The sequence below is a fragment of the Pseudomonas sp. DE0157 genome (assembly GCF_007678615.1).
In the GTDB taxonomy this organism is placed as follows: Bacteria; Pseudomonadota; Gammaproteobacteria; order Pseudomonadales; family Pseudomonadaceae; genus Aquipseudomonas; species Aquipseudomonas parafulva_B.
Genome location: NZ_VEJN01000006.1, coordinates 60,119 through 82,196, shown reverse-complemented (window position 1 = coordinate 82,196; position 22,078 = coordinate 60,119). Strand labels below are relative to the sequence as shown.

Here is a 22,078-nt window from a genome sequence, read left to right as displayed (position 1 = left end):
CAAAGGTGGTTCGCACAATCGCTATCTAGTGCCTTGGTGAAACAGATCGTAGCATTTACGGCACAGATAAGGAGTTTAGCCATGCGTATCAACCCACCCCTTGTAGCGCTCGCCATGGGCGCATTCGGTATCGGGGTTACCGAGTTCGCCCCCATGGGTATGCTGCCCAGCATCGCCACTGATCTGGGCGTTTCCATTCCGGCCGCGGGTCTGTTGGTCAGCGCCTATGCACTGGGTGTACTGATCGGCGCCCCGCTCATGACCCTGGCAACCGTACGCGTACCGCGCCGATACCTGCTGATCGGCCTGATGGCCATCTTCACCTTGGGCAACCTGATGTCGGCCCTGGCCAGTGACTACGCCAGCCTGTTGGTCGCACGGGTGGTGACCTCGCTCAACCACGGCGCCTTCTTCGGTATAGGTGCCATCGTCGCGGCCAGCGTGGTGCCCGCTGAGAAACGTGCCGGCGCCGTGGCTGCAATGTTCATGGGCCTGACGCTGGCCACCATCGGCGGTGTCCCTCTGGCGACCTGGTTTGGCGAGTTGCTCGGCTGGCGCACGGCGTTCTGGGGCATAGCCGGGCTCGGCCTGGTGGCGATGACTACGCTGTGGTATGCCTTGCCAAATGTGCCATCGCCCAAAGGCGACGGTGCACTGGCCGAGATACGTGTGCTGACCCGTGGGCCCGTGTTGGCTGCCTTGCTCCTGACCGTGGTGGGTTCCAGCGCGATGTTCACGGTGTTTACCTACATCGCGCCCATCCTGCAAAACGAAGCCGGCGCCTCTACTGCATTCGTCACGTCCATGCTGGTGCTGTTTGGTGTTGGCCTGACCCTGGGTAACGTGTGGGGCGGTAAGGCGGCGGACCGTTCCGTAGATCGAACCCTGATCGTCTCGCTCGCCGTGCTGATCGCAGTGCTGCTGGTGTTTCCACTGGTGCTGGGCTCGTCCCTGCTGACCGCTGGCGCAATCCTGGTTTGGGGCGCAGCCAGCTTCGCCCTCGTGCCGCCCCTGCAGATGCGCGTGATGGAGGCCGCCAAGGACGCACCGAACCTGGCATCGGCTGTGAACATCGGAGCTTTCAACCTGGGCAACGCCACTGGCGCTGCCTTAGGGGGCGCCGTGATCAACGGCGGCCTCGGTTACTCGGCCATCGCGTTGGCCGGCGCTGGCACTGCGGGGCTGGGCTTGATAATGGTGCTGACGTTCGCCTGGCGGGGTCGCCACCAGGTTACCCAGGTCGCGGTCTGAGGCATGGGCCTGCGCCAAGGCCTCTGCTAGCGGTCAGGGCGTGCCGTTACGCCCATGTTCATGGTAGGCCGGGCGCTCGCTCAGGCGCTCGTAATAATCGCGTAAGGCAGGCAGGTGAGGGTGTTCGAGCGGTGTTTCGAACCAGCGGTTGACCGACAGGCCAATGGGAATGTCGGCCAGTGTGAAGTCGCGCCCTGCCACGTAGGCGTCAGTGCGGGCCAGTTGGCGCTCGAGAATGAGCATGTTGCGCCCCCACTCGGCACAGCCGTTGGCCAGCGCATGCGGGTCCTGATGGGCAGGTGAATGCCGAACCAGCGACAGGAACGCATAGCGCCAGGAGGCGTTCAGGTCCGAAGCCTGCCAGTCGATCCACTGGTCGATCCTGGCCCGGGTGCGGGCCTCCACTGGGTAGAACGCTGCTGCGCCATAGCAGTTGGCCAAGTAGCGAATGATGCTGTTGGACTCCCACAAGGTGAAGTCGCCGTCCTGGATGACGGGGATCAGGGCGTTTGGGTTGAGCGCAAGAAACGCTTCGCTGTCGGTTGCCTGAAAGCCCGATCCCCAGTCCTCACGCACGAACGGGACCTGAAACTCCGCGCACGCCCACAGCACCTTGCGAACGTTGATCGATGAGGCTTTGCCCAGTATGCGCAGCATGTTGACATCCTTGTAGGCGGGGTTTCGATCCTCGGTGACCGAGGGCAAACGGTCAAGAGGCAGCGATCATGTAGGCCCTTTCTGAAAATGCGCGCATGCACTTGCTGGTCGTTGTGCTCACGGAAGCACCTGCCTAGTCTCGGGTCTCCAGACAGGGAGCAAACAGCATGGACAACAAACCCACCCTACCAACCCAAGGCCCCACCGTGGTCAACGCAGCCCGACGTTTCGCAAGCGCCGGTTCCGACCTGGTCCAGATGAAGCCAGCGTTGCCCTTGCGTACTGCCTTGATGGAAGCATCCACCATCATGGGTTGCATCACCGAGCTTACCCGCAAGGCCATCGACAAGCCCGCAGACCGCAGAAACGCGATGCTTGCCACCTGCTACCTGGCCGCCATGGCCAAGGCCCTTATCGACGGGCAATTGCAGGCGTTGCGCAATGTTCGTGAGGACGATGTCGAACGATAGCGGTCAGGCGCTTGCCTGGGGGCTGCGAACTTGGCACCCTTGGCGGCGCGTATCGCCTGTAACTCGACAAAAGGAAGAGTGCATTGAGCTGGGACAAGGTGGGGAAACTCCTCGTAGCCGTTCTGATCGGGCTGGCGGCCCTGTTGTTCGTCTACAAGGCAGTGGTGGGCAGCCCGCGCCTGGAAGCGTCGCTGACCTATGCCTACCTGACCTATCCAGGGCAGTTCAGCGAGCGCATCAGCAAAGCCAGCGAGCAGCTCAAGTACGAGCAGTTGAGTGCACGCATAAACACGATCGGCCAAGGGCAACTGAGCCGAGATCAGGTCGACCGGCTGGTGGAGATAGCCCAGGCGCCTTATGCCCAGCTGTTTGCAAAACCTTTCGAGGCCGGCCTGGTCGACCACCGGACTGGCTTGCTCATCGAGTTGCAGAACACCGGCAATGCACCCGTGGACCAGGTGAGGATTCGCTTGCCGTCCAAAGGCCTGGTGCAAATCCGCGATTCGGCCGGCAATGACACCTTGCTTGAAGCTGCCACTGCTCAGCTTGAGATCCCGGCGATAGAGGCCGGTGGCGCCAGCAAGGTCTGGGTGTATTTCGATGCTGATTATTCGCAGATACGCCAGAGTGGGGTCGGTATCAGCTACGCCGAAGGCACGGCGGACATTCAGGTGTATCAGTCGGTCACCGGCTTCCCGGCCTGGGTTGCCCGCTACAGCACAGAGCTGATGGGGCTGTTGGCTGTTCTGGGGGTGAGCGTGCTGGCGCTGGGTTACGCCTGCCTGTCCCGCCGGCGGCCGTCCTAGGCGTTACTCAAGCGCCAGTGTCGTGCAGTGCCAGGCTCTGACGCAGGTGTTCCAGCAAGGCCAGGCGCACCGATTGCGGTCCCTGAACGCGGATCGCCCCGGCCTGGGACAGCAGCCAGCCCATCAACGCTCGATCATCCGCTACCGTCGTCACCAAAATGGCACCGCCATTGGGCAGGCGTGTGAGGCGCATGCCCGTACCCAGCGGATGCGTCTCCAGATGATGATAGAGCGACTCGTCGACCCAGGCATGCAATTCCACGTGGACAGGGGCCTCACCTTGCGTGGTCGTTGCCCCGTCGCGCAACTTGCTTCCGGGCTGCCAGTGCCAGCTATAGGGCATGCACGCGCTGTTGCGCTGCAACGGGAACAGCCCTGCCAGTTCGACCAGGTCACGCTCGACCGTTCGCTTAGTCGTGGCATGACCTGCGCTGGACAGCGCTGCCTGTAATTGCGTGCAACTCATGCCGGGATGGCGGCCCGGCAGTAGCTTGAGGAGTTCCCATTGGCGGGCGATGGTGTGACGAGATGATCGACTGGGCAAAGGCTCTTCCTTGAGGGCTTACAATGAACGCCTAACTGGTGGCTTTAAGCTACCGGAGGATACCGTCTAGAAGAGTTTGGACCAAGTCGTTCATGCCAGTGATGTGAGCGACGAGCGCAAACAGCGCCTTTGTAATTGCAAACCCATCGCTCCTGAGTCAACCACACAGGGGCGATGGGTCAACGCTCTAACATTATTTGTCCAGGCAACGGATCAGCGCGCGCCCATTCAGTTGAGCGCGTGCGCCATACCCTGGTCTTCGCCAAGGAAGCCACCGCTCTGATGCTGCCACAGGCGCGCATAGGTGCCGTTCTTCTCCAGCAACTGGGCATGCGTACCCTGCTCGATGATGCGCCCTTCATCCATCACGATCAGACGGTCCATGGCGGCGATCGTGGACAGGCGATGGGCGATCGCAATCACGGTCTTGCCTTCCATCATCTCGTCCAGGCTTTCCTGGATGGCGACCTCCACCTCGGAATCCAGTGCACTGGTCGCCTCGTCGAGCAGCAGGATGGGTGCGTTCTTGAGCATCACCCGGGCGATGGCGATGCGCTGACGTTGCCCACCGGACAGCTTGATGCCGCGCTCCCCGACCATGGTGTCGTAGCCGGTGCGACCGTGTTGGTCGCTGAGCTGGCTGATGAACCCGTGAGCTTGCGCATCACGGGCGGCCGCCTGGATTTGCGCCTCGGTGGCATCTGGCCGACCATAGGCGATGTTCTCGCCAATGGTGCGATGCAGCAGGGACGTATCCTGGGTCACCATGCCAATGGCGCTGCGTAGGCTGTCCTGAGTGACCTTCGCGATATCCTGACCATCGATGCAGATCTGGCCACTGTCCACGTCGTAAAAGCGCAGCAGCAGGTTGATCAACGTCGACTTGCCAGCACCTGAGCGGCCGACCAGGCCCACTTTTTCACCCGGTTTGATGTCTAGGCTGAGGTCGGTCAGTACCTGGCGTTCACCGTTGTAGTTGAAACTGACCTTGTCGAATGTTACCGCGCCACCACGGGTCACCAGCGCAGTGGCGTCCGGGGCGTCCTGCACTTTCGGGCCGCGCGTCAGGGTGGCCATGCCGTCCTGAAGTGTGCCGATGTTTTCGAACAATGAGGTCATCTGCCACATGATCCAGTGCGACATACCATTGATGCGCAGGGCCATGGCGGTGATGGCCGCCACAGCGCCGGTGCCCACCTGGCCCTGGTGCCATAGCCACAGCGCATAACCGCCTGCACCGAGAATCAGCCCTACCACCAACGCCTGGTTGACGATCTCGAACTGGCTCACCAGACGCATCTGCCGGAAACCGGTCTGCTTGAAGTCCTCCATGGCCGCCCGGGCAAAATGGGCTTCGCGCTTGGAGTGCGAGAACAACTTGACCGTGGTGATGTTGGTATAGGCGTCGGAAATGCGCCCAGTCATCGACGAGCGCGCATGGGCCTGCTCTTCACCCACTGCGCCCAGGCGTGGAACGAAATAGACCATTGCCAGCCCGAACAGCACCAGCCAGGCAATGAACGGCAGCATCAGTTTCAAGGCAAAGCCGCCGGCCAGGGCGATGATGGCGATGAAATAGACGCCAATGCCAGGCAGGATCTCAATGACCGTGAACAGTACCTCGCGCACGGCCAATGCAGTCTGCATCACCTTGGTGGTGACCCGCCCGGAAAACTCATCGGAGAAGAACGACAGGCTCTGGCGCAGCATCAGCCGGTGAAAATCCCAGCGCAGGCGCAGCGGCAGGTTGATGGCCAGTATCTGGTGCTGGACCATGGTGCGTAGCGCCACCAAGCCTATGCTGATCACCAGGACGATGCCAATTCCCCACAATACGTGACTTTCCTGGGCGGCAGCGGTGTCGCCGGCCTGCCAGGCCGACAGCAGGTCCACCACCTGGCCAAGGAAGCTGAACAACCAGGCTTCGTACAGGGACACGCCGGCACTGAGCAGGGCCAGCGCCAGAATGTAGCCGCGCGCCCCACGGGTGCACGCCCACAGAAACGGCACGAGGCCAACGGGAGGCGGCGGTACCTCATCGGGAGGGAATGGGTCGAGCCTACGCTCAAAGATATGAAGCATGCAGTGTCTCCGGGAAAAACGAATGGCGTGGCAGTCCTGGTACTGCACCAGCAGTGCCCGCCTTTACATAGACACAACGAGTGTCCATCTGATCAAAAATCTCAGCGTCATTGGCCTGCGTGAGGCACCACGTGCTCAAGGCCTGTTGCATCGGCCAGTCAATCAGCCTCTGTCGCCATGCCCTGTGCAGGCAGAAGAGGCACGAGCGTGTCCGCATGCCAATTCATGCCCTAGGCGCTGGCCTCATTGAATTCATGGCGGGAAAGTGTGCGTATCTGCATGCTGACGGTCCGTGTGGGCAAGCGGTGAGGTCATAGTACCAGCGCTTGTTTCTGGCAATTGCAAAGGAATGTATCCATGCCCGCCTGAGCGTGCAGCGAGGGAGTTGCCGGTCAGTCCTGCTCGGCCGAACGGACACTTTGGCCTGAACGCTCATCGACTTCCTGCATGGATGGGGCTAGCCTCGTGCCAATCTGCCCAGCCTGGATCGAACAACGTCCTATGCCTGCCCTTTTTTCCGACTTGCCGTCCCTTGGCGCCCTGCGGGTATTCGAGGTCGTGGCACGGCACCTCAATTTTCGCCTGGCTGCTGCAGAGCTGGGGGTTACCCAGGCTGCCGTGGCTCAGCAGATTCGGGGGTTGGAGCGCGCCTTGGAGGTACGCTTGTTCGAACGCCTGCCCCGAGGCCTGGCATTGACCGACGCTGGCCGGGGGTATAGCGAAACCGTGCGCACTGCGATGGGCATGCTCAATGAGGCGACGCGCCGGCTGCGACCTGCGCCTTCCCATATCACTGTCAGCGTGACTCCTACCTTCGCAGCCAAGTGGCTGATACCCAGGCTCGGCGGACTGGCCGAGCGCCACCCGACATTGGATGTGCGAATACTGGCCACCGATCGGCTGTCGCATTTTCATACCGACGGCGTCGACCTTGCCGTGCGCTACGGGCGCCCGCCTTTTGGGCCAGGGCTTGAGCAGGCACTGTTGATGGCCTCGGACATCATCGCGGTGGCGAGCCCCTCCCTGGTAGCGGCGCTTGGCCCGCCTGAAGACTTCGCAAGCCTGGAGCGCTATGTGGCCCTGAGTGATGCTCATGATTGGTGGCCGTCTTACCGTGCGCAGGTCTATCCCGGTCACCCCGCCGTCTGTGCAAGGTCTGTCCAGTTCAACCAGACGTCGCTTGCCATCGACGCGGCCATTGGCGGGCAGGGCATTGCGCTGGCGGAACGCGCCTTCGTTGCGCAGGACATCGACGCCGGGCGCCTGGTCCAGGTCGCCGAATCGCACCTGCGCCCAGACAAGGCGTTCTACCTGGTATGGCCCCGCAAAGGGCGAGAGACGCAGCTGCTGCAGTGGGTCATCGACTGGCTCAGGTCTGATGCCGGTGATAGCAAAACTACTGGCTAACGCATTGGCAGCTGTCTCCCTCGCTTTTCTGCCATTTGGTAGCCTGAGCCCTGTACCTACTCGATGACCCATCACAGGAGGCAGCATGACAATCGAAAAGGTTGCAATCATCACCGCAGGCGGCAGCGGCATGGGCGCGGCGGCAGCCAGGCGTCTGGCCGCCGATGGCTACAAGGTCGCGATTCTTTCCTCCTCTGGCAAGGGCGAGGCCTTGGCCAGGACGCTGGGCGGGCTGGGCGTGACGGGTAGCAATCAGTGCACGGAGGACCTTGAGCGTTTGGTCGATGAGGTCATGCAGCGGTGGGGCCGCATCGACGTGCTGGTCAACAGCGCGGGCCACGGACCTCGGGGGCCGGTGCTGGAGCTGAGCGACGCCGACTGGCATGCCGGCATGGACACCTACCTGCTCAACGTCATCCGGCCCACACGCCTGGTCACGCCAGTGATGCAGCGCCAGGGCGGCGGGGTCATCGTGAATATCTCCAGTGCCTGGGCCTTCGAACCCAGCGATTTGTTTCCCACATCCGCCGTGATGCGTGCCGGACTGGCTGCGTTCAGCAAACTCTTCGCGGACACTTACGCACCTCACAATGTGCGCATGAACAACGTGCTGCCGGGTTGGATCGACAGCTTGCCGGCCACCGAGCAGCGTCGCGACAGCGTGCCGCTCAAGCGCTATGGCAGTAGCGACGAAATCGCCGCCACGGTCGCGTTTCTGGCCAGTGATGGCGCCGCCTACATCACCGGGCAGAATATCCGGGTCGACGGGGGCCTGACCCGAAGCGTCTGAGTTGAACGATGCGCTCAAGGCAGGCTCACAAACCCAAAGGGTTTCTCAGGAGCAGTGTGATGAGTATCGAACGCAGTATCCCTGAACTTGCGGCCTGGTACGCTCAGTACGACGACATCAGCTACCGCCGTGAGTCGCCCGATGCCTACCACCACGAACTGGTGCGTACCGCCGAAGCGTTGCGTGACGATGGCATCATCGATTGGGACGATTGGCTGGCGCTCAAGGCCTTGGCCGACCAGGCGCATGTGCATGCCCTCGAAGATGCCGTGCACGCCCATGTGATCGACCCTGACACATGAAAGCGCTGAGGATCGCCACGTTCAACATCAACGGCATTCGCAGCCGACTGCCAGCACTGCTGGCCTGGCTCGAACGTGAAAAGCCCGATGTGGTCTGCCTTCAGGAGCTCAAGGCACCCGACCAACAGTTCCCGGGTGGGGCCCTGGAGGCCGCTGGCTACGGTTGCCTGCACCTGGGTCAGCCTGCCTGGAACGGGGTGGCGATCCTGGCGCGCGACAGCGAGCCGCTCGAGGTACGGCGAGGCTTGCCGGGCATGGAGGACGACACCCAGAGCCGCTACTTGGAGGCAGCGGTACAGGGTGTGTTGGTCGGGTGTTTGTACCTGCCCAATGGCAACCCGCAACCAGGGCCGAAGTTCGACTACAAGCTGCGTTGGTTCGAGTGCCTGATCGAGCATGCCCGGCAGTTGCAGGGCAGTGGTCACCCCACCGTCCTGGCTGGGGACTTCAATGTCGTGCCCACGGACCTTGATATCTACGACCCCAAGTCCTGGCGCAAGGATGCTCTGCTGCAACCCGAATCGCGCGATTGCTTCGAGCGCTTGCTGGCCAACGGCTGGATCGACGCCATCCGGCACCTGCATCCGCAACAACAGGTATTTACGTTCTGGGACTACTTCCGCAACCACTGGGCACGTAATGCGGGCCTGCGCATAGACCACTTGCTGCTCAACCGGGATTTGGCGCCATACCTCAAGCGTGCGGGCGTCGATGCCTGGGTGCGCAATGAACCCAAGGCCAGTGACCATGCTCCGACCTGGATCGAGCTGGGGAGTCGGCGTAGCCGCAAGTCAGCTTGAGCCAGTTAGTCAGGATGGGTGCTGTCCCTATCTCTGGGCTATGAGGTTTCGAGTGGGAGCGGCCCTTGTGCCGCGACGGGGCGCGAAGCGGCCCCAGGATTTCAGCTTTGCCGCTGACGTTGCCGGGGCCGCTTCGCGGCCCGTCGCGGCACAAGGGCCGCTCCGACGAGGAGATTGCTAGCTTGGGGACGTAATCACGTCATCTACGTATTCGACTTCATGATCGACGTAAACACGCATGAGCCTACTTGATTCTTTCTCTTAGCATGACTAATACTAAGGAACGGCCGATGAGGGATGATCATGCAGATGCGCTTCGTTGTGGTTCCAGCTGTACCGCAAACCAAAGAATGGCTGCCACGGCGACTCGGCTTTCTATCTTCGTTGGGGGAGGGCTACGACCTGTACGACACTCAGGACAAGGTCAGGCTGAGTCTAAACCTGCCGACTCGCGCACAAGCTGAATACGAGTGCAGCTGTCGTAACGGCTGCGAAGTGGCCGATGACCTGACCAGAAGCGGCTGAGGGCATGCCCGGGCCGATCAAGCCAGGTAGTCGTTGAAGAACTCCAGCGTGGCCAGGTTCTTGTCCTTGCATTCGAACATGATGTCGAACCTGTCCAGAAACTGCAGTGCGTAGCGGTTCGTCCAGCGGTTCCACATGCGAGCGCTGTGGGCATACAGGTCGCGTTTGTTCACCTGTTCCAGCAACTCATCGATCACCAGCTTGCGATCAGGGTCGAAACCCAGCGCCTGCAGATGTTCCGGGGGCTGAGAATAGTGCATGGTCGGGCGTACCTCTCGCCAGCTCTCGATCACCCGCTCCACTCGCCCATCGTTCGGGTCGATGTAGTCACCCTCATGGATCCAGCAATGGTGGATATCCAGCACCACCGGCGCCAGGTCCGCCAGCGCCAGACAGTCGTCGAGCCCATAGGTCTTCTCGTCGTTCTCGAAGGTGATCACGTTGCGGGCCACATCGGACAGGCGCGGCCATACGGTGCGAATACCCGCACCGCCCAGCCGGCCGGCAATGTGCACATTGCATTTGAAGTCCTGGAAGACCTGTCCGTAGCCCATCATGCGGATCATGTCGGCATGGTATTCGAACTCGGCCAAGCTGTTGTCCACCACATCGGGGCGGTCTGAGCCCAGCACGCAATACTGCCCAGGGTGAAACGACAGGCGTATCTCCCGGGCGCGTGCGAAAGCGCCGATGGCGGCGAAACGTTCGGTCATCAGCGCTTGGAAATCCGCCTCGCGGTACACGTGGGCCACGCTAGGGTGGCTGTACAGCGGTAGCAGGTCGCTGCTCAGGCGCAGCATGCGCAGCGCCTGGGGCAGCTGGGCCACGTAGTCGAGCAAGCGCAGCTGGGCCTGGAGATTGTGTTCAACCAGTTCCAGCAACTTGTTCCGGGCCGCCTCGCGGGAGGCGCCCGAGACCCAGCGCAGCGTCGTGCTGCGCGGGTTGAACGTCCGCTCGATGGTCTCCAGCTCCTTGACCGACAAGCTGCGGTGGGGGTGCCGGTACATGCAGGCGAAACCCAGGCGTGGCATGCAAATACTCCAGAGGGCTGGGCCCGTTTACAGCAGTTTGTCCAAGGTGATCGGGAACTCGCGTACCCGCTTGCCCGTGGCATGGTAAATGGCATTGGCCACGGCCGCGGCTACCCCCACCACGCCAATCTCGCCTACCCCTTTGGAACCCAGTTCGTTGACGACATCATCATGCTCTTCGACGAAGATCACCTCGATATCGCCAATGTCGGCGTTCACCGGTATGTGGTACTCGGCCAGATTGTGGTTGAGGATGCGGCCCAGTGCATGGTCGGTCTGGGTTTCTTCGTGTAGTGCCATGCCGATGCCCCACACCACGCCCCCCAGAATCTGGCTGCGCGCTGTCTTGGGGTTGACGACCCTGCCTGCCGCCACCGCACTGACTACGCGGTTGACGCGTACGGTGCCCAGGTCTTCGTCCACCGATACCTCGACGAACACCGCCGAATGGGTGGCGGTGGAGTAGGGCTTGCGCTTGTCGTCAGGGCCTGCCTCGACCTGCACCTCGAAGCAGGCTTGCTGGGCACTGGGCAGCAGGTCGGCAAGGGCGAAGCAATGCTCACCGGCGCTCACCTGGCCACCTGCAATCACGAACGCGGAATCGTCCAGGCTGGCCAGGCTCGGGAGCTGTTGCCTGGCCTGCTCGACAACCTGCTTGCGCAGCTCCAGGCAAGCTTTGCGTACGGCAGAGCCGACGGAAGACACGGTGAATGACCCGCCTTGCAAAGGCGCCTTGGGCAAGGAGGAATCGCCCAGCAGGAACGTCACATCGGCCATGTCGAGGCCCGCGGCGTCGGCAGCGATCTGCGTCATGACGGTATAGGTGCCAGTGCCAATGTCGGTGGTGGCACTGCTGACGGTCAGGTGCCCGTCGCAGCCCAGGCGCGCCTTGGCGCTGGCTTGCATTTGCATGGCTTCCCATACACCACCGGCCATGCCCCAGCCTATGCGCTGGTTACCGTCACGCATCGAGCCGGGCGTAGCCTGACGCTTGTGCCAACCGAAACGCTCGGCCCCTTGCGCGTAACAGGCCAGCAGTTCTTTGCTCGAGTAAGGTTTGCCCTCGTTGCCGTTGTGGCTGGCAAAGTTGCGTCGCCGTAACTCGACCGGGTCCAGCCCGGCTGCGCAGGCCAACTCGTCCATGGCGCACTCCAGCGCCAGCACGCCTGAACCTGCACCCGGCGCGCGCATGTCCAACGGGGTGTAGACGTCCAATGGCGCAAGGCGGTAACTCAACGCAACGTTGTCGCACTGGTACAGCATGCCGCTCCACTCGACGACGTGTTCGGCAAAATCTTCAAAACGTGACGTCTGGCCAATGGCGTCGTGACCAATGGCAGACAGGCGGCCTTGTGCATCGGCCGCCAGGCGCAGGCGCTGCTGTGTGCGTGGTCGGTAGCCAAAGGTAAACATCTGCTGGCGGGTCAAGGTCACGCGAACCGAGCGCATCAGGTGCAGGGCAGCCATGACCGCCAGAGGCAGCTGATACTGTGGACGCAGGCCCGAACCGAAGGCACCGCCGACGAAGGCTGCCTTGACGCGCAATTTTTCCTTGGGCAGGCCAAAGACGTTGTGCACGTATTCCTGGCAATTCTGCGTGCCCTGGGTTTTGTCATGAATGACCAGGCTACCGTCGAGTTGGTAGCACACGGTGGAGGCATGGGGCTCCATCGGGTTGTGGTGCTCGTTGGCCGTCCAGTAGGTAGCGTCCACGCGGGTAGGGGCACTGGCGTACTGGCCTGGGAAATCTCCACGGGGCTCAGGCGTTTCAGCCGGCGCATCGTGCGCTTGACCCAGCACCTTCTCAAGGTCGGACTCATGGCTTTCCTGGCTGTAGTGGATCTCGACCAGCGAACCTGCATGACGGGCGATTTCCAGCGTCTGTGCTACGACCAGTGCAACGGGCTGGCCGCTGTAGAACACGCGGTCGTTGAACAACGGTCTGAAGGGCGAGCCCTCGGCTGCATCATCGTCGCTGTAGTCATCGTCGTAGCTGGAAATACGCGGACGGTTGATGTGGTCCAGCACCGCCACCACGCCTGGTACCTGCAGCGCTTTCTCGCTGTTGACCTTGACCACCCGGCCACGGGCGATGGTGCTGGAAACGACGCTGCCGTGCAGCAGGCCTTCTTCCGGGTAATCGGCGGCATAGCGCGCCTGCCCAGTGACCTTGGCCGCGCCGTCGACGCGGTCCGCTGGGGTTCCTACTACTTTGCTCATTGTGCGTCCCCCTCGAGGCTGCCGCCGGCGGCGGCCTCGTTCAATGCCCGAATGATGGCTTGTTGAGCCAGCTGCACCTTGAAGCCGTTCTGGCTCAGGGGCTGTGCCCCTTGCAGCAGGGCAGTGGCCGCTTGGGTGAACAGCTCGGTGCTGGGCGCCTGGCCGTGCAGCGTGGCTTCCACAGCTTCGTTGCGCCATGGCTTGTGGGCCACGCCACCCAGGGCGATGCGGGCCTCTTGAATTAACCCGTTTTCGATGCGCAGGGCAGCGGCAACCGAGACCAGCGCGAAGGCGTAGGAGGCTCGATCACGCACCTTCACATAGCGGAAATGTTCGGCAAAGCCTTGGTCGGGCAGCTCGATGGCGGTAATCAGTTCATCAGGCGCCAGGTGGTTGTCCTGCTGCGGCGTATCGCCGGGCAGACGATGGAACTCGGCGAACGGAATCTGGCGTTTGTCGGCAGGCCCTTGCACATGCACCACGGCCTTCAGGGCAGCCAGTGCCACGCACATGTCCGAAGGATGAGTCGCCACGCACGCCTCGCTGGCGCCGAGAATCGCATGAATGCGATTCAAGCCGCTGCGTGCTGGGCAACCGCTGCCGGGTTCACGTTTGTTGCAAGGCGTACCGGTGTCGTAGAAGTAGTAGCAGCGCGTACGTTGCAACAGGTTGCCGCCGGTGCTTGCCATGTTGCGCAGCTGCGGCGATGCACCGGCCAGGATCGCTTGCGACAGCAATGGGTAGCGCTGGCGGATGAGCGGGTCCCACGCCAGGTCCGCGTTGCTGACCAATGCGCCGATCACCACACCGCCCGCGTCGCTGGGTTCGATGCGGTTGAGTTCCAGCCCTGTGATGTCAATCAGTCGCTCGGGCCGCTCGACATTTTCCTTCATCAAGTCGACCAGGTTGGTCCCGCCTGCAATGAAGCGCGAGGACCCATCGGTCAGGCGCAGCGCCTCTTCCACCGAGGCCGGCTTGTGGTAGCTGAAAGGGGTCATGTGCGCGCCCTCTTGATCAGCGGCAGGGCCTGCTCGACGGCGGCTACGATGTTGCTGTAGGCGCCGCAGCGGCACAGGTTGCCGCTCATCTGCTCGCGGATGTCGGCACGGGTATGGGCGTGTCCTTCATTGGCCAGGCCCACGGCCGAGCAGATCTGGCCAGGTGTGCAGTAACCGCACTGGAAGGCATCCTGGCTGATGAATGCCTGCTGCATGGGGTGCAGTTGGTCACCCTCGGCCAAGCCTTCGATGGTGACGAGGTCGGCACCTTCGCACATCACCGCCAGGGTCAGGCAAGCGTTCACCCGGCGGCCATCGCGCAGCACGGTACAGGCCCCGCATTGGCCATGGTCGCAACCTTTCTTGGTGCCCACCAGGTCCAGCTGCTCACGCAGCAAGTCGAGCAGGGTGGTCCAGGGTTGTACCGTCAGGGCCTGGGGTTGGCCATTGAGGGTGAAGTTCAGGGTCTGCTGTGCAGTGCCCTGTTCAGGGAGTGCAGTCATGGTAGGTCCTCACGGTTCGATTGCGCACAGTGGGCTGTGTCTATGGAGTGCGACTGGTCAAGCGCCCGGAACGTTCATCCCAAGCGCCAGGCCCTTGTCATTTCTTGGCAGGCAGTACCGCGCTCAGCACCTGCTTGGCGGTCTGCACGATCACGCCGGCCTCATCCGGGTCACCCTTGAGCAAGGTGGTTGCGAACTTCCTGGCCTGCTCGAGTTTCAGGTGCGGCGGCAGTGGCGCTACGTTGGGGTCAGTCTTGAACTCGATCAGCACCGGGCGATCAGCTGCCAGTGCGCGCTCCCAGGCGGGGGCGACATCTTCCTCGCGCTCGACGTAGATGCCCTCAAGACCAATCGAGATGGCGAACAAGTGATAAGGCACGTCGGGTATCGATTGAGAGGCTTCGAACTTCGGATCGCCCTCCATCACGCGCTGCTCCCAGGTCACCTGATTGAGGTCTTCGTTGTTGAACACCGCGCAGATCCACGTGGGGCTTTCCCACTGCTGCCAGTATTTGGCCACGGTGATCAGTTCGGCGAGGTTGTTCATCTGCATGGCGCCGTCGCCCACCAGGGCGATCACTGGCCGGGTCGGGTGGGCGAACTTGGCAGCAATGGCGTAAGGTACGGCCGCGCCCATGCAGGCCAGGCCGCCCGACAAGGAGCACTGCATCCCCTCACGGATCATCAGGTCGCGGGCGTACCAGTTGGCACACGAACCCGAATCACTGGATATGATCGCCAGATCTGGCAGGCGCGGGGATAGCTCGTGCACCACTCGCTGCGGGTTGATCGGGTCGGCCTTGACCAGCGCACGTTTGCTCAATGTCTTGTCCCAGCTTGCGCGCCATTTCTCGATTTTCTTGCGCCAGCTGTGGTCTGGACGCGTGTGCAGCAATGGAAGTAATGCCTGCAACGTCTGCGCGGCGTCACCGACCAGGTTCACCTCCATGGGATAGCGCAGGCTGAGCATGTCTGGCTGCAGGTCGATTTGAACGCCGCGCGCCTGACCTTCCTTGGGCAGAAATTCGGAATACGGGAAGCCAGAACCAATCATCAGCAACGTGTCGCATTCGGCCATCAGTTTATAACTCGGCTCGGTCCCCAGCAGGCCGATGGCGCCCGTTACCCACGGCAGTTCATCGGGCAGAACGCCTTTGCCAAGCAGGGCCTTGGCAACGCCGGCACCCAGTTGATCTGCCACGGCGGCTACCTCTTTGCTGGCCCCCAGCGCGCCGGCCCCGACCAGGATGGCGACCTTGCGTCCTGCATTGAGCACATCAGCGGCGCGCTGCAAGTCGGCATCGAAGGGGACTACCTTAGGTTTGCTGTAACCAACGCCCGAATGCACGGTGCCATGGGCACGGGTCGGGTCTTCGTAGGACAGGTCCTGCAGGTCGTTGGGCAGGATCACGGCCGTCACGCGTCGCTCTCCAACGGCTGTGCGTACGGCGCGGTCCACCAGATGACGTACCTGTTGCGGCGTGGATGCCTGCTGCACAAACGCACCGGCGACGTCCTTGAACATCGAGACCAAGTCCAGCTCCTGCTGATAATGACCGCCCAAGGCGGCACGCGCTTGCTGGCCCACGATGGCTAGGACCGGCTGATGGTCCATGCGCGCGTCGTACAGGCCGGTGAGCAGGTGCGAGGCACCCGGCCCGGACGTGGCGATGCACACGCCCAACTCGCCGGTGAACTTGGCGTGGGCACTGGCCATGAAGGCGGCCATCTCTTCGTGCCGGGCCTGGATGAATTGGATCTTGCCGCCCGCGCGGTTCAGGGCGCCGAACACACCGTTGATTCCGTCGCCTGGATAACCAAAGATGCGGCGTACGCCCCATTGGTACAGCCGTTCGACCAGAAAATCGCCTACAGTGCCGCTCATCGTCTTCTCCTGCCGCGTCTCGGATAAGTTCTGGACTTGGCAGGGAAGACTAAAGTTTCAACGGACTTGAAGCGGTTCAGCTGACCGGGATAAATAGCCCTTGCAGATCAACCGTGCTTGCGCAGCGCTTCGATCAACTCGGCCTTGGTCATGGTCGAGCGGCCCTTGATGTCCTTGTTGCGCGCCTCCTTGAGCAGGCTCTCCTTGGTCTGGGATTCCAGCGAGGCTGAGCTGTTGCGCGGGTGTCCCTCGCGGGACTTGGCGGCTCGCTTGGCAGAGTCGCTGCGTGCAGTTTTCTTGTCGGTGCTGCTCGTCTTGCTACCGGAGCCACCTTTCTTGTCGCCCCCGCCGGATTGCTTGTTCACCGTGGCCCAGGCCCGCGCCTCGGCCTTGTCCTTGAGCAAACCCTTGTCCTCATAGCTTTGCTCGATGTGCTCGGCTTTGCGCTTTTGCTCTTGGGTGTACTTGTCCTTGTCGCCGCGTGCCATGGTGGTCGCTCCTCATTGGATGGGTATTAGGGTTGAAGGCCAGCACACGCTCGAGTGCCGATGGGCGGACGGACGGCAGGCCCTTTAATCGGCGGATTCCATCTGAGAGAGGGGGCGGGCGACGTGCTCCAGCGATCGGCGCTCTGCGGCTACCCCGTAAACGGCCTGGACGACTGCCGCTGCCAGCATGAGCGCAGCGCCGAGCAGGTACCCATACCAGACTTGGGTACGCTCGCCCGATTCGATCAAGGCACCGAACAACGTCGGCCCCACCATGCCACCCAGCCCCGTGCCGAATGCATAGAACACGGCAATGGCCAGGGCACTGATCTCCAGCGGGAAGGTTTCTGCCACCGTGAGGTAAGCAGAGCTGGCCGCGGCCGAGGCAAAGAAGAAGATGACCATCCACGCGATCGTTTGCTCGACGGCATTGATCATCCCCTGTTCGAACAGATAGCCGCTCAGGGTCAGCAATACGCCTGACAGGGCATAGGTGGTGCTGATCATGATGCGCCGCCCTAACACATCGAACAGCCGCCCGAGCAACAAGGGGCCACAGAAGTTGCCGAGCGCGAACGGCAGGACATACCAGCCAACGCTGGAGGAGGGCACATCGTAGAAGTCGGTCAGCACCAGGGCGTAGGTGAAGAAGATGGCGTTGTAAAAAAAGGCCTGCACCGTGAGCAGCGTCAGGCCTACCATGGCCCGGCGCCTGTGGACGACGAACAGGCTGTGAAATACCTCGGCCGAAGGCGTGTGGTGCCTGGCTCGCAATTGCAGGGGCGGGCTGTCAAGTGCAGGCAGTGCCAAGCCTTGATCGCGGCACCTGCGCTCGATGTCGGCCACAATGCGTTCAGCCGCCTCGGGTTGATTGTGGATCATCAGCCAGCGCGGGCTTTCCGGCACCCACAGCCGCATGAGCATGATCAGCAGGCCCAACGCAGCGCCAATGCCAAAGCATAGGCGCCATCCAAGATCACCGTGCGCCATCGAAGGGTTCAGCAGCACGATGGCACCCACTGCACCCAGCGCAGCGCCTAGCCAGAACGTACCGTTGATGGTCAGGTCGACCCAGCCACGGTAGCGCGCTGGAGTGAACTCCTGGATGGTTGAGTTGATAGCGGTATATTCCCCACCGATGCCCGCGCCTGTGAGAAAGCGAAAGACCATGAAGCTCCACAGGTTCCAGGAAAATGCCGTGGCAGCGGTGGCGCCGATGTAGAGCGCCAGGGTGATGAAAAACAGCTTGCGCCGACCCAGGCGGTCGGTCAGCCAGCCGAAAAAGAGCGCGCCGAGCACTGCCCCGGCGATATAGATGGCACCAGCCAGGCCGACATCGCGGTTGCTCATGGCCAGGGCAGGGCTGTCCTTCAAGGCGCCGGCCAACGACCCGGCAAGGGTGACTTCCAGACCGTCCAGTAGCCAGGTGATGCCAAGCGCTACCACCAGCAACGTGTGAAATCGTGTCCATGGCAGTCGATCGAGGCGGGCGGGGATATCCGTGTCGTAGAAGCGCTGGTCGTGACTACTGGCGTGTGTGTGGTGTCTGGATTCAGTCGCCACGTCAGCCTCAAGTCTGTTGTAGCTGTCGTTTGAAGGAAGGGCTGCACAGCAGCCCTTGTATTCCACGTGTCAGGCTTGGTTAGCCATAGCGCGAGTCACATGCACCGGATGATCAGCTGCCACCACCCGAGCCGCCTGCGCCGCCGGCACCGCTACCTGAGCCGCCGCTCCCGGTCCCGCTGCCCATGCCGGTACCGCCGCTGCCGCCCATGTCGCCTCTACCGCCCATGTCGCCACTCCCGGTGCCGCCCATGCCCGAGCCGCTCCCGGTGCCGCCGGCGCCCGTGTTCGCCCCATTACCGGTACCGGTACCCGAGCCGGGAGCAGTGCCATCGCCCCCCGTGGCGTCGGTGCCGTTGCTGCCGGTGCCGCTTCCGGTGCCCATGCCATCGCCCGGGGTGCCAGAACCGGTGGCGCCGCTGTTGCCATTCATGGTGCCGTGATCGCCCGATTGCATGCTGGGGGTGTGTTGATCATTCATGTTGGTTGCTGCCATGACCACCGGCGCAGATGCGCCCAGGCAGAGCGCAAGCAGCAGGGAGGAAGGTTTTAGCATTGTCATGATGAAGCTCCTTTTATGAGGTGTCCTCGTAGTGTTCGTCAGGTTGGACTGCCGGCCGTGCCCGGTAATCGACGAACGGGCTTAGCTGAGCCCGTAACTACTGGCACGACAGTCATTTGTCCGCCTTCGTCCTGAGTGCACCTCAACATTGCGACAAGCTCAAGGGTCCCAAACGCTCGACCAACAGTACTTCGCGCAATTCGTCAGGCTGGAGTAAATTGCTTTGGCCAGCCGCCGTTTGCTGCGGGTCACCCATGAACACAGACCAACCTGTGTGAACACATAAGAGGTGAACGTCATGGCTAGCAATGACAACAAGCATGCAAACCAAGACGGCAGCTCTAATACCAACCCAGGCAACTTCGCTAATGATCCGCAGAAAGCCGCCGAGGCGGGCCGCGAAGACGGCAAGAACAGCCACGGCGGTGGCCGCTCGAGCGATGAGAATCGTTGATCAACGTTGAACCGGCCGAGGCAGTGACCGCCGCCCCGGCACGATGGTGAGGATTTACCGATGTTCATGCACAACAAACGTCTGCAGTACACCGTCCGTGTCTCCCAGCCCAACCCTGGCCTTGCGAACCTGTTGCTCGAACAGTTTGGCGGGCCTCAGGGTGAGCTTGCCGCCGCGATGCGCTATTTCACCCAGGCCGTGACCGAGGATGACCCAGGGCGCAAGGACATGTTGTTCGATATCGCCACCGAAGAACTCAGCCACCTTGAGATCATCGGATCGATCGTGGTGATGCTCAACAAAGGTGCCAAAGGCCGTCTGGCCGAAGGGGTGGAAGCCGAGGGTGAACTGTATCGATCACTCACCGGCGCGGGTAACGACTCGCATGTCACCAGCCTTTTGTATGGGGGTGGCGCTGCGCTGGTGAACTCTGTGGCATTCCCTGGACCGCTGCCTACATCGACACCATTGGAGAGCCGACGGCAGATCTGCGCTCGAACATTGCCGCCGAGGCCCGCGCCAAGATCGTGTATGAGCGTCTGATCAACGTGACCGATGACCCCGGCATCAAGGATGCGCTCGGTTTTCTGATGAGCCGAGAAATTGCCCATCAGATGTCTTTCGAGAAAGCGCTGCATTCCATCCAACTTAACTTCCCGCAGGGCAAAATGCCGGGTGATCCCGAGTTCAACCGCACCTACTTCAACATGTCCCACGGCGGGGAGGTGCGCGGCTCATGGAACGAAGGCCAGGATTGGGTCTACGTGGATCAGCCGCAACCGGCCGTCGATGGCGGTAATGGTATGGCGTCGGTGGAGCTCGATGGGGCCAGTGCAGACGCAGTGGAGGCCATGAAGCTGAGAACCCAGTCCAATCCCGACCTGCAGCCAATGACCGGTGCCGAATTGGGCAAGGTCAATGGTGATGAGCCTATATGAACCGGCAGGGCAGCGGACCGTCGGGTCCGCTGCTACGTTCAAGCGTTACATGTCACGCGTTCACGCCCCCCGCATACCCATGTTGTCTCGCCCTTGCGCATGCACGTTCGCCTCCTGCGGCAACGCCGTGACCTTGATGGCCCGCACCGGTACGGCGAACTTGGCGCCGATTTTCGAGAACCGCTCAAGCAGTTTGAAGTTGATGGCCTGCTGGATGTCCATGTACAGGTTGTAGCCTGGGTCCTGCACGATGTAGACGCATTCGAACTCCAGCGCCTCCTTGCCGAAGCCACGCAAGTGCGCTCGGTCGAAGCGTGCTTGGGCTTGAGCCTTGATCGCTTCCTCGACGATCCCGGGCGCCTTCTTCACCGCCTCGGTAGGCGTATCGTAGGACAGACCAAATTCGAACACGATGCGACGTTCTTGCAGGCGCTTGTAGTTCTGGATGGTGCTGCTGATCATGCTGGCATTGGCCATGACGATCTGCTCACCGCCCAGGCTGCGGATGCGCGTGGTTTTCAGGCCAACATGCTCGACGGTGCCGGCCAGGGGGCCAATGACGATGAAGTCACCTACCTCGAACGGTTTGTCCACGGCGATGGACAGCGATGCGAACAGGTCACCCAGAATGTTCTGCACAGCCAGAGCGACCGCAATACCGCCCACACCCAAGCTGGCGACGAAGGCGGTGATGTTCACGCCCAGGTTCGACAGCATGGCCAGTAGCACGATCGACCACAACAGCACCCGCGCACCCCAGGCCGACAACGTGGCCAGGGCACTGCTCTGCTGGGAACCGTCCGGGTTGTGACGGGTGAAGTAGCGATCCAGGCCCAGGCCGATGGCACGGTTGGCCCACAGGCCGATCTGCAGCGCTGCGACGACGAACCAGAGGCTGCCAACCCGGCTCAACCAACGCTCCGGCAGGTCGAGCATGCTCAACCCCACCAGCAGCGAAGCCAGAAACAGCAGGGAGTTACTGGTGCCTGACAGGACCTTCTCCACCACATGGCTCAAGGCCCCGGAATGCGAGGACCAGTGCTTGACGCGCCGCTGTACGAAACTGATGGCTGCCCTGGCGACCAGGAACGTCATTACGGCCACAGTGACTGCGAGTAACAGGTTGAGAATGGAGATACCGAAGAACGTGGTATCGGTGAACAGTGTGATGATGCGATCGCTCATGAAGGCTTGCCTCCTCTAGCAAAGGTTTCGAGGTGTCAGGCGTCGAGCAAAACAATTGCCCTGCGAATGGTTATCAGATGATCCGTGCACGTCGATCAGATCCGTGCGCGTCGGTCAAAGATGAACTGTGCGGGTCGGGTAGGGGCCCGTGCGCGTGTAGGCCATTGATTGGTCCACGGTGGACAACAAGTGGGGCCCGGTCCAGCGATGCGCTGATGCGGCACATCATGGCTGCGGCGCGTCGTCTTCAAGCGGTGTGCCGGTACGTGCGGCCAGTGCACGGTATTCCTTGCGCAGCTCGCGCAGGGCCTTGCTGTCCATGGCCTCCAGGTCCAGCACCGAACGTTGCGCCGATTGAGTGGCGCGGATCAGCTCGTCGAGCTTGACGTGAATGATGTCGTTGTCTCGGTTCTGGGTGTTCTGGATCAGAAACACCATCAGGAAGGTGATGATAGTGGTCGAGGTGTTGATGATCAGTTGCCAGGTATCGTTGTAGTGGAACCATGGGCCGGAAACCGCCCACATGATGATGAGCACGATGGCCATCAAGAACGTGCTGGGGCGGCCGGCCTGGTTGGACAGCCACTGACAGAACTGCGCGAACTTCATCGGATCCC

22 protein-coding genes and 1 pseudogene are annotated in these 22,078 nt (G+C 61.9%); 10 read left to right on the top strand and 13 right to left on the bottom strand.

Annotated elements, in window-relative coordinates; genetic code table 11:
- Positions 1 to 81: 81 nt before the first annotated feature.
- Complete coding sequence (locus tag FS777_RS09790) at positions 82 to 1,251, top strand: MFS transporter (protein WP_145255270.1); 1,170 nt, start codon at positions 82 to 84, stop codon at positions 1,249 to 1,251.
- Positions 1,252 to 1,284: 33 nt separating this feature from the next.
- On the opposite strand, the gene FS777_RS09785 is transcribed toward FS777_RS09790, so the two are convergent.
- Positions 1,285 to 1,908: a glutathione S-transferase family protein gene (locus FS777_RS09785; RefSeq protein WP_058637300.1), complete on the bottom strand. Its 624-nt coding sequence runs from the start codon at positions 1,906 to 1,908 to the stop codon at positions 1,285 to 1,287.
- Between the two features lie 167 nt (positions 1,909 to 2,075).
- Between FS777_RS09785 and FS777_RS09780 the strand changes: the two genes are divergently transcribed.
- Both FS777_RS09780 and FS777_RS09775 read left to right on the top strand, forming a co-directional pair.
- Positions 2,076 to 2,378, top strand: a complete 303-nt coding sequence (locus FS777_RS09780) for a DUF3077 domain-containing protein (protein ID WP_058637299.1) — start codon at positions 2,076 to 2,078, stop codon at positions 2,376 to 2,378.
- 83 nt (positions 2,379 to 2,461) lie between these two features.
- Positions 2,462 to 3,184 (top strand): hypothetical protein, encoded by a 723-nt coding sequence (locus tag FS777_RS09775; RefSeq protein ID WP_058637298.1) that lies wholly within the window; start codon positions 2,462 to 2,464, stop codon positions 3,182 to 3,184.
- Positions 3,185 to 3,191: 7 nt separating this feature from the next.
- Here the strand turns inward: FS777_RS09775 and FS777_RS09770 are convergent, their stop codons facing one another.
- A complete protein-coding gene (locus FS777_RS09770) occupies positions 3,192 to 3,728 on the bottom strand; it encodes a WYL domain-containing protein (RefSeq protein ID WP_145255267.1) in 537 nt (178 codons plus the stop codon).
- Positions 3,729 to 3,956: 228 nt separating this feature from the next.
- A complete protein-coding gene (locus FS777_RS09765; RefSeq protein WP_145255264.1) occupies positions 3,957 to 5,810 on the bottom strand; it encodes an ABC transporter ATP-binding protein in 1,854 nt (617 codons plus the stop codon).
- Positions 5,811 to 6,311: 501 nt separating this feature from the next.
- Between FS777_RS09765 and FS777_RS09760 the strand changes: the two genes are divergently transcribed.
- From FS777_RS09760 to FS777_RS21680, 5 genes are all read left to right on the top strand, one after another.
- Entirely contained in the window at positions 6,312 to 7,217 is a 906-nt protein-coding gene (locus FS777_RS09760; RefSeq protein ID WP_058637295.1) for a LysR substrate-binding domain-containing protein, read from the top strand.
- An 85-nt stretch (positions 7,218 to 7,302) separates the two neighbouring features.
- Positions 7,303 to 8,007, top strand: a complete 705-nt coding sequence (locus FS777_RS09755; RefSeq protein ID WP_058637294.1) for an SDR family oxidoreductase — start codon at positions 7,303 to 7,305, stop codon at positions 8,005 to 8,007.
- Between the two features lie 59 nt (positions 8,008 to 8,066).
- Positions 8,067 to 8,309, top strand: a complete 243-nt coding sequence (locus FS777_RS09750) for a hypothetical protein (protein WP_058637293.1) — start codon at positions 8,067 to 8,069, stop codon at positions 8,307 to 8,309.
- The gene (xth, locus tag FS777_RS09745; RefSeq protein WP_145255261.1) at positions 8,306 to 9,109 is read left to right on the top strand and encodes an exodeoxyribonuclease III; all 804 of its coding nucleotides are present in this window, start codon (positions 8,306 to 8,308) and stop codon (positions 9,107 to 9,109) included. Before FS777_RS09750 ends, xth begins: the two co-directional genes overlap by 4 nt.
- Before the next feature lie 297 nt (positions 9,110 to 9,406).
- Positions 9,407 to 9,634: a hypothetical protein gene (locus tag FS777_RS21680; RefSeq protein WP_078478735.1), complete on the top strand. Its 228-nt coding sequence runs from the start codon at positions 9,407 to 9,409 to the stop codon at positions 9,632 to 9,634.
- A 17-nt stretch (positions 9,635 to 9,651) separates the two neighbouring features.
- On the opposite strand, the gene FS777_RS09735 is transcribed toward FS777_RS21680, so the two are convergent.
- From FS777_RS09735 to FS777_RS09700, 8 genes are all read right to left on the bottom strand, one after another.
- Positions 9,652 to 10,665, bottom strand: coding sequence for a UV damage endonuclease UvsE (locus FS777_RS09735; RefSeq protein WP_078478734.1), 1,014 nt, complete (start codon positions 10,663 to 10,665; stop codon positions 9,652 to 9,654).
- Between the two features lie 27 nt (positions 10,666 to 10,692).
- Positions 10,693 to 12,885, bottom strand: a complete 2,193-nt coding sequence (locus FS777_RS09730) for a xanthine dehydrogenase family protein molybdopterin-binding subunit (RefSeq protein WP_058637289.1) — start codon at positions 12,883 to 12,885, stop codon at positions 10,693 to 10,695.
- Positions 12,882 to 13,883, bottom strand: coding sequence for a xanthine dehydrogenase family protein subunit M (locus FS777_RS09725; protein WP_145255258.1), 1,002 nt, complete (start codon positions 13,881 to 13,883; stop codon positions 12,882 to 12,884). Before FS777_RS09725 ends, FS777_RS09730 begins: the two co-directional genes overlap by 4 nt.
- Complete coding sequence (locus FS777_RS09720) at positions 13,880 to 14,386, bottom strand: (2Fe-2S)-binding protein (protein ID WP_058603931.1); 507 nt, start codon at positions 14,384 to 14,386, stop codon at positions 13,880 to 13,882. The genes FS777_RS09725 and FS777_RS09720 overlap by 4 nt, the downstream gene beginning before the upstream one ends.
- 97 nt (positions 14,387 to 14,483) lie before the next feature.
- Positions 14,484 to 16,271: a thiamine pyrophosphate-requiring protein gene (locus FS777_RS09715; protein ID WP_145255255.1), complete on the bottom strand. Its 1,788-nt coding sequence runs from the start codon at positions 16,269 to 16,271 to the stop codon at positions 14,484 to 14,486.
- Between the two features lie 107 nt (positions 16,272 to 16,378).
- Positions 16,379 to 16,759, bottom strand: coding sequence for a termination factor Rho (locus FS777_RS09710; RefSeq protein WP_145255252.1), 381 nt, complete (start codon positions 16,757 to 16,759; stop codon positions 16,379 to 16,381).
- Positions 16,760 to 16,843: 84 nt separating this feature from the next.
- Positions 16,844 to 18,322, bottom strand: coding sequence for an MFS transporter (locus FS777_RS09705; RefSeq protein ID WP_145255249.1), 1,479 nt, complete (start codon positions 18,320 to 18,322; stop codon positions 16,844 to 16,846).
- A 112-nt stretch (positions 18,323 to 18,434) separates the two neighbouring features.
- Entirely contained in the window at positions 18,435 to 18,884 is a 450-nt protein-coding gene (locus FS777_RS09700) for a hypothetical protein (protein ID WP_058637284.1), read from the bottom strand.
- 298 nt (positions 18,885 to 19,182) lie between these two features.
- On the opposite strand from FS777_RS09700, the gene FS777_RS09695 reads away from it, so the two are divergent.
- Both FS777_RS09695 and FS777_RS09690 read left to right on the top strand, forming a co-directional pair.
- A complete protein-coding gene (locus tag FS777_RS09695; protein WP_078478730.1) occupies positions 19,183 to 19,338 on the top strand; it encodes a general stress protein in 156 nt (51 codons plus the stop codon).
- A gap of 60 nt (positions 19,339 to 19,398) precedes the next feature.
- A pseudogene (locus FS777_RS09690) lies at positions 19,399 to 20,276 on the top strand (manganese catalase family protein).
- A gap of 60 nt (positions 20,277 to 20,336) precedes the next feature.
- Here FS777_RS09690 and FS777_RS09685 read toward each other — a convergent pair.
- Together FS777_RS09685 and FS777_RS09680 are read right to left on the bottom strand one after the other, a co-directional pair.
- Positions 20,337 to 21,461 carry a mechanosensitive ion channel family protein gene (locus FS777_RS09685; protein ID WP_058637282.1) on the bottom strand — a complete coding sequence of 375 codons (1,125 nt, stop codon included), beginning with the start codon at positions 21,459 to 21,461 and terminating at the stop codon, positions 20,337 to 20,339.
- A 225-nt stretch (positions 21,462 to 21,686) separates the two neighbouring features.
- Complete coding sequence (locus tag FS777_RS09680) at positions 21,687 to 22,070, bottom strand: low affinity iron permease family protein (RefSeq protein ID WP_058637281.1); 384 nt, start codon at positions 22,068 to 22,070, stop codon at positions 21,687 to 21,689.
- Positions 22,071 to 22,078: the final 8 nt, after the last annotated feature.

Excerpts from the sequence above, each read along its gene's own strand:
- FS777_RS09730 (WP_058637289.1), bottom strand. The coding sequence starts at position 12,885 with ATGAGCAAAGTAGTAGGAACCCCAGCGGACCGCGTCGACGGCGCGGCC.
- FS777_RS09750 (WP_058637293.1), top strand. The coding sequence starts at position 8,067 with ATGAGTATCGAACGCAGTATCCCTGAACTTGCGGCCTGGTACGCTCAG.
- FS777_RS09695 (WP_078478730.1), top strand. The coding sequence starts at position 19,183 with ATGGCTAGCAATGACAACAAGCATGCAAACCAAGACGGCAGCTCTAAT.
- FS777_RS09725 (WP_145255258.1), bottom strand. The coding sequence starts at position 13,883 with ATGACCCCTTTCAGCTACCACAAGCCGGCCTCGGTGGAAGAGGCGCTG.
- FS777_RS09700 (WP_058637284.1), bottom strand. The coding sequence starts at position 18,884 with ATGACAATGCTAAAACCTTCCTCCCTGCTGCTTGCGCTCTGCCTGGGC.
- FS777_RS09790 (WP_145255270.1), top strand. The coding sequence starts at position 82 with ATGCGTATCAACCCACCCCTTGTAGCGCTCGCCATGGGCGCATTCGGT.
- FS777_RS09780 (WP_058637299.1), top strand. The coding sequence starts at position 2,076 with ATGGACAACAAACCCACCCTACCAACCCAAGGCCCCACCGTGGTCAAC.
- FS777_RS09760 (WP_058637295.1), top strand. The coding sequence starts at position 6,312 with ATGCCTGCCCTTTTTTCCGACTTGCCGTCCCTTGGCGCCCTGCGGGTA.
- FS777_RS09715 (WP_145255255.1), bottom strand. The coding sequence starts at position 16,271 with ATGAGCGGCACTGTAGGCGATTTTCTGGTCGAACGGCTGTACCAATGG.
- FS777_RS09720 (WP_058603931.1), bottom strand. The coding sequence starts at position 14,386 with ATGACTGCACTCCCTGAACAGGGCACTGCACAGCAGACCCTGAACTTC.
- FS777_RS09785 (WP_058637300.1), bottom strand. The coding sequence starts at position 1,908 with ATGCTGCGCATACTGGGCAAAGCCTCATCGATCAACGTTCGCAAGGTG.
- FS777_RS09710 (WP_145255252.1), bottom strand. The coding sequence starts at position 16,759 with ATGGCACGCGGCGACAAGGACAAGTACACCCAAGAGCAAAAGCGCAAA.
- FS777_RS09735 (WP_078478734.1), bottom strand. The coding sequence starts at position 10,665 with ATGCCACGCCTGGGTTTCGCCTGCATGTACCGGCACCCCCACCGCAGC.
- FS777_RS09755 (WP_058637294.1), top strand. The coding sequence starts at position 7,303 with ATGACAATCGAAAAGGTTGCAATCATCACCGCAGGCGGCAGCGGCATG.
- FS777_RS09765 (WP_145255264.1), bottom strand. The coding sequence starts at position 5,810 with ATGCTTCATATCTTTGAGCGTAGGCTCGACCCATTCCCTCCCGATGAG.
- FS777_RS09685 (WP_058637282.1), bottom strand. The coding sequence starts at position 21,461 with ATGAGCGATCGCATCATCACACTGTTCACCGATACCACGTTCTTCGGT.
- FS777_RS09680 (WP_058637281.1), bottom strand. The coding sequence starts at position 22,070 with ATGAAGTTCGCGCAGTTCTGTCAGTGGCTGTCCAACCAGGCCGGCCGC.
- FS777_RS21680 (WP_078478735.1), top strand. The coding sequence starts at position 9,407 with ATGATCATGCAGATGCGCTTCGTTGTGGTTCCAGCTGTACCGCAAACC.
- xth (WP_145255261.1), top strand. The coding sequence starts at position 8,306 with ATGAAAGCGCTGAGGATCGCCACGTTCAACATCAACGGCATTCGCAGC.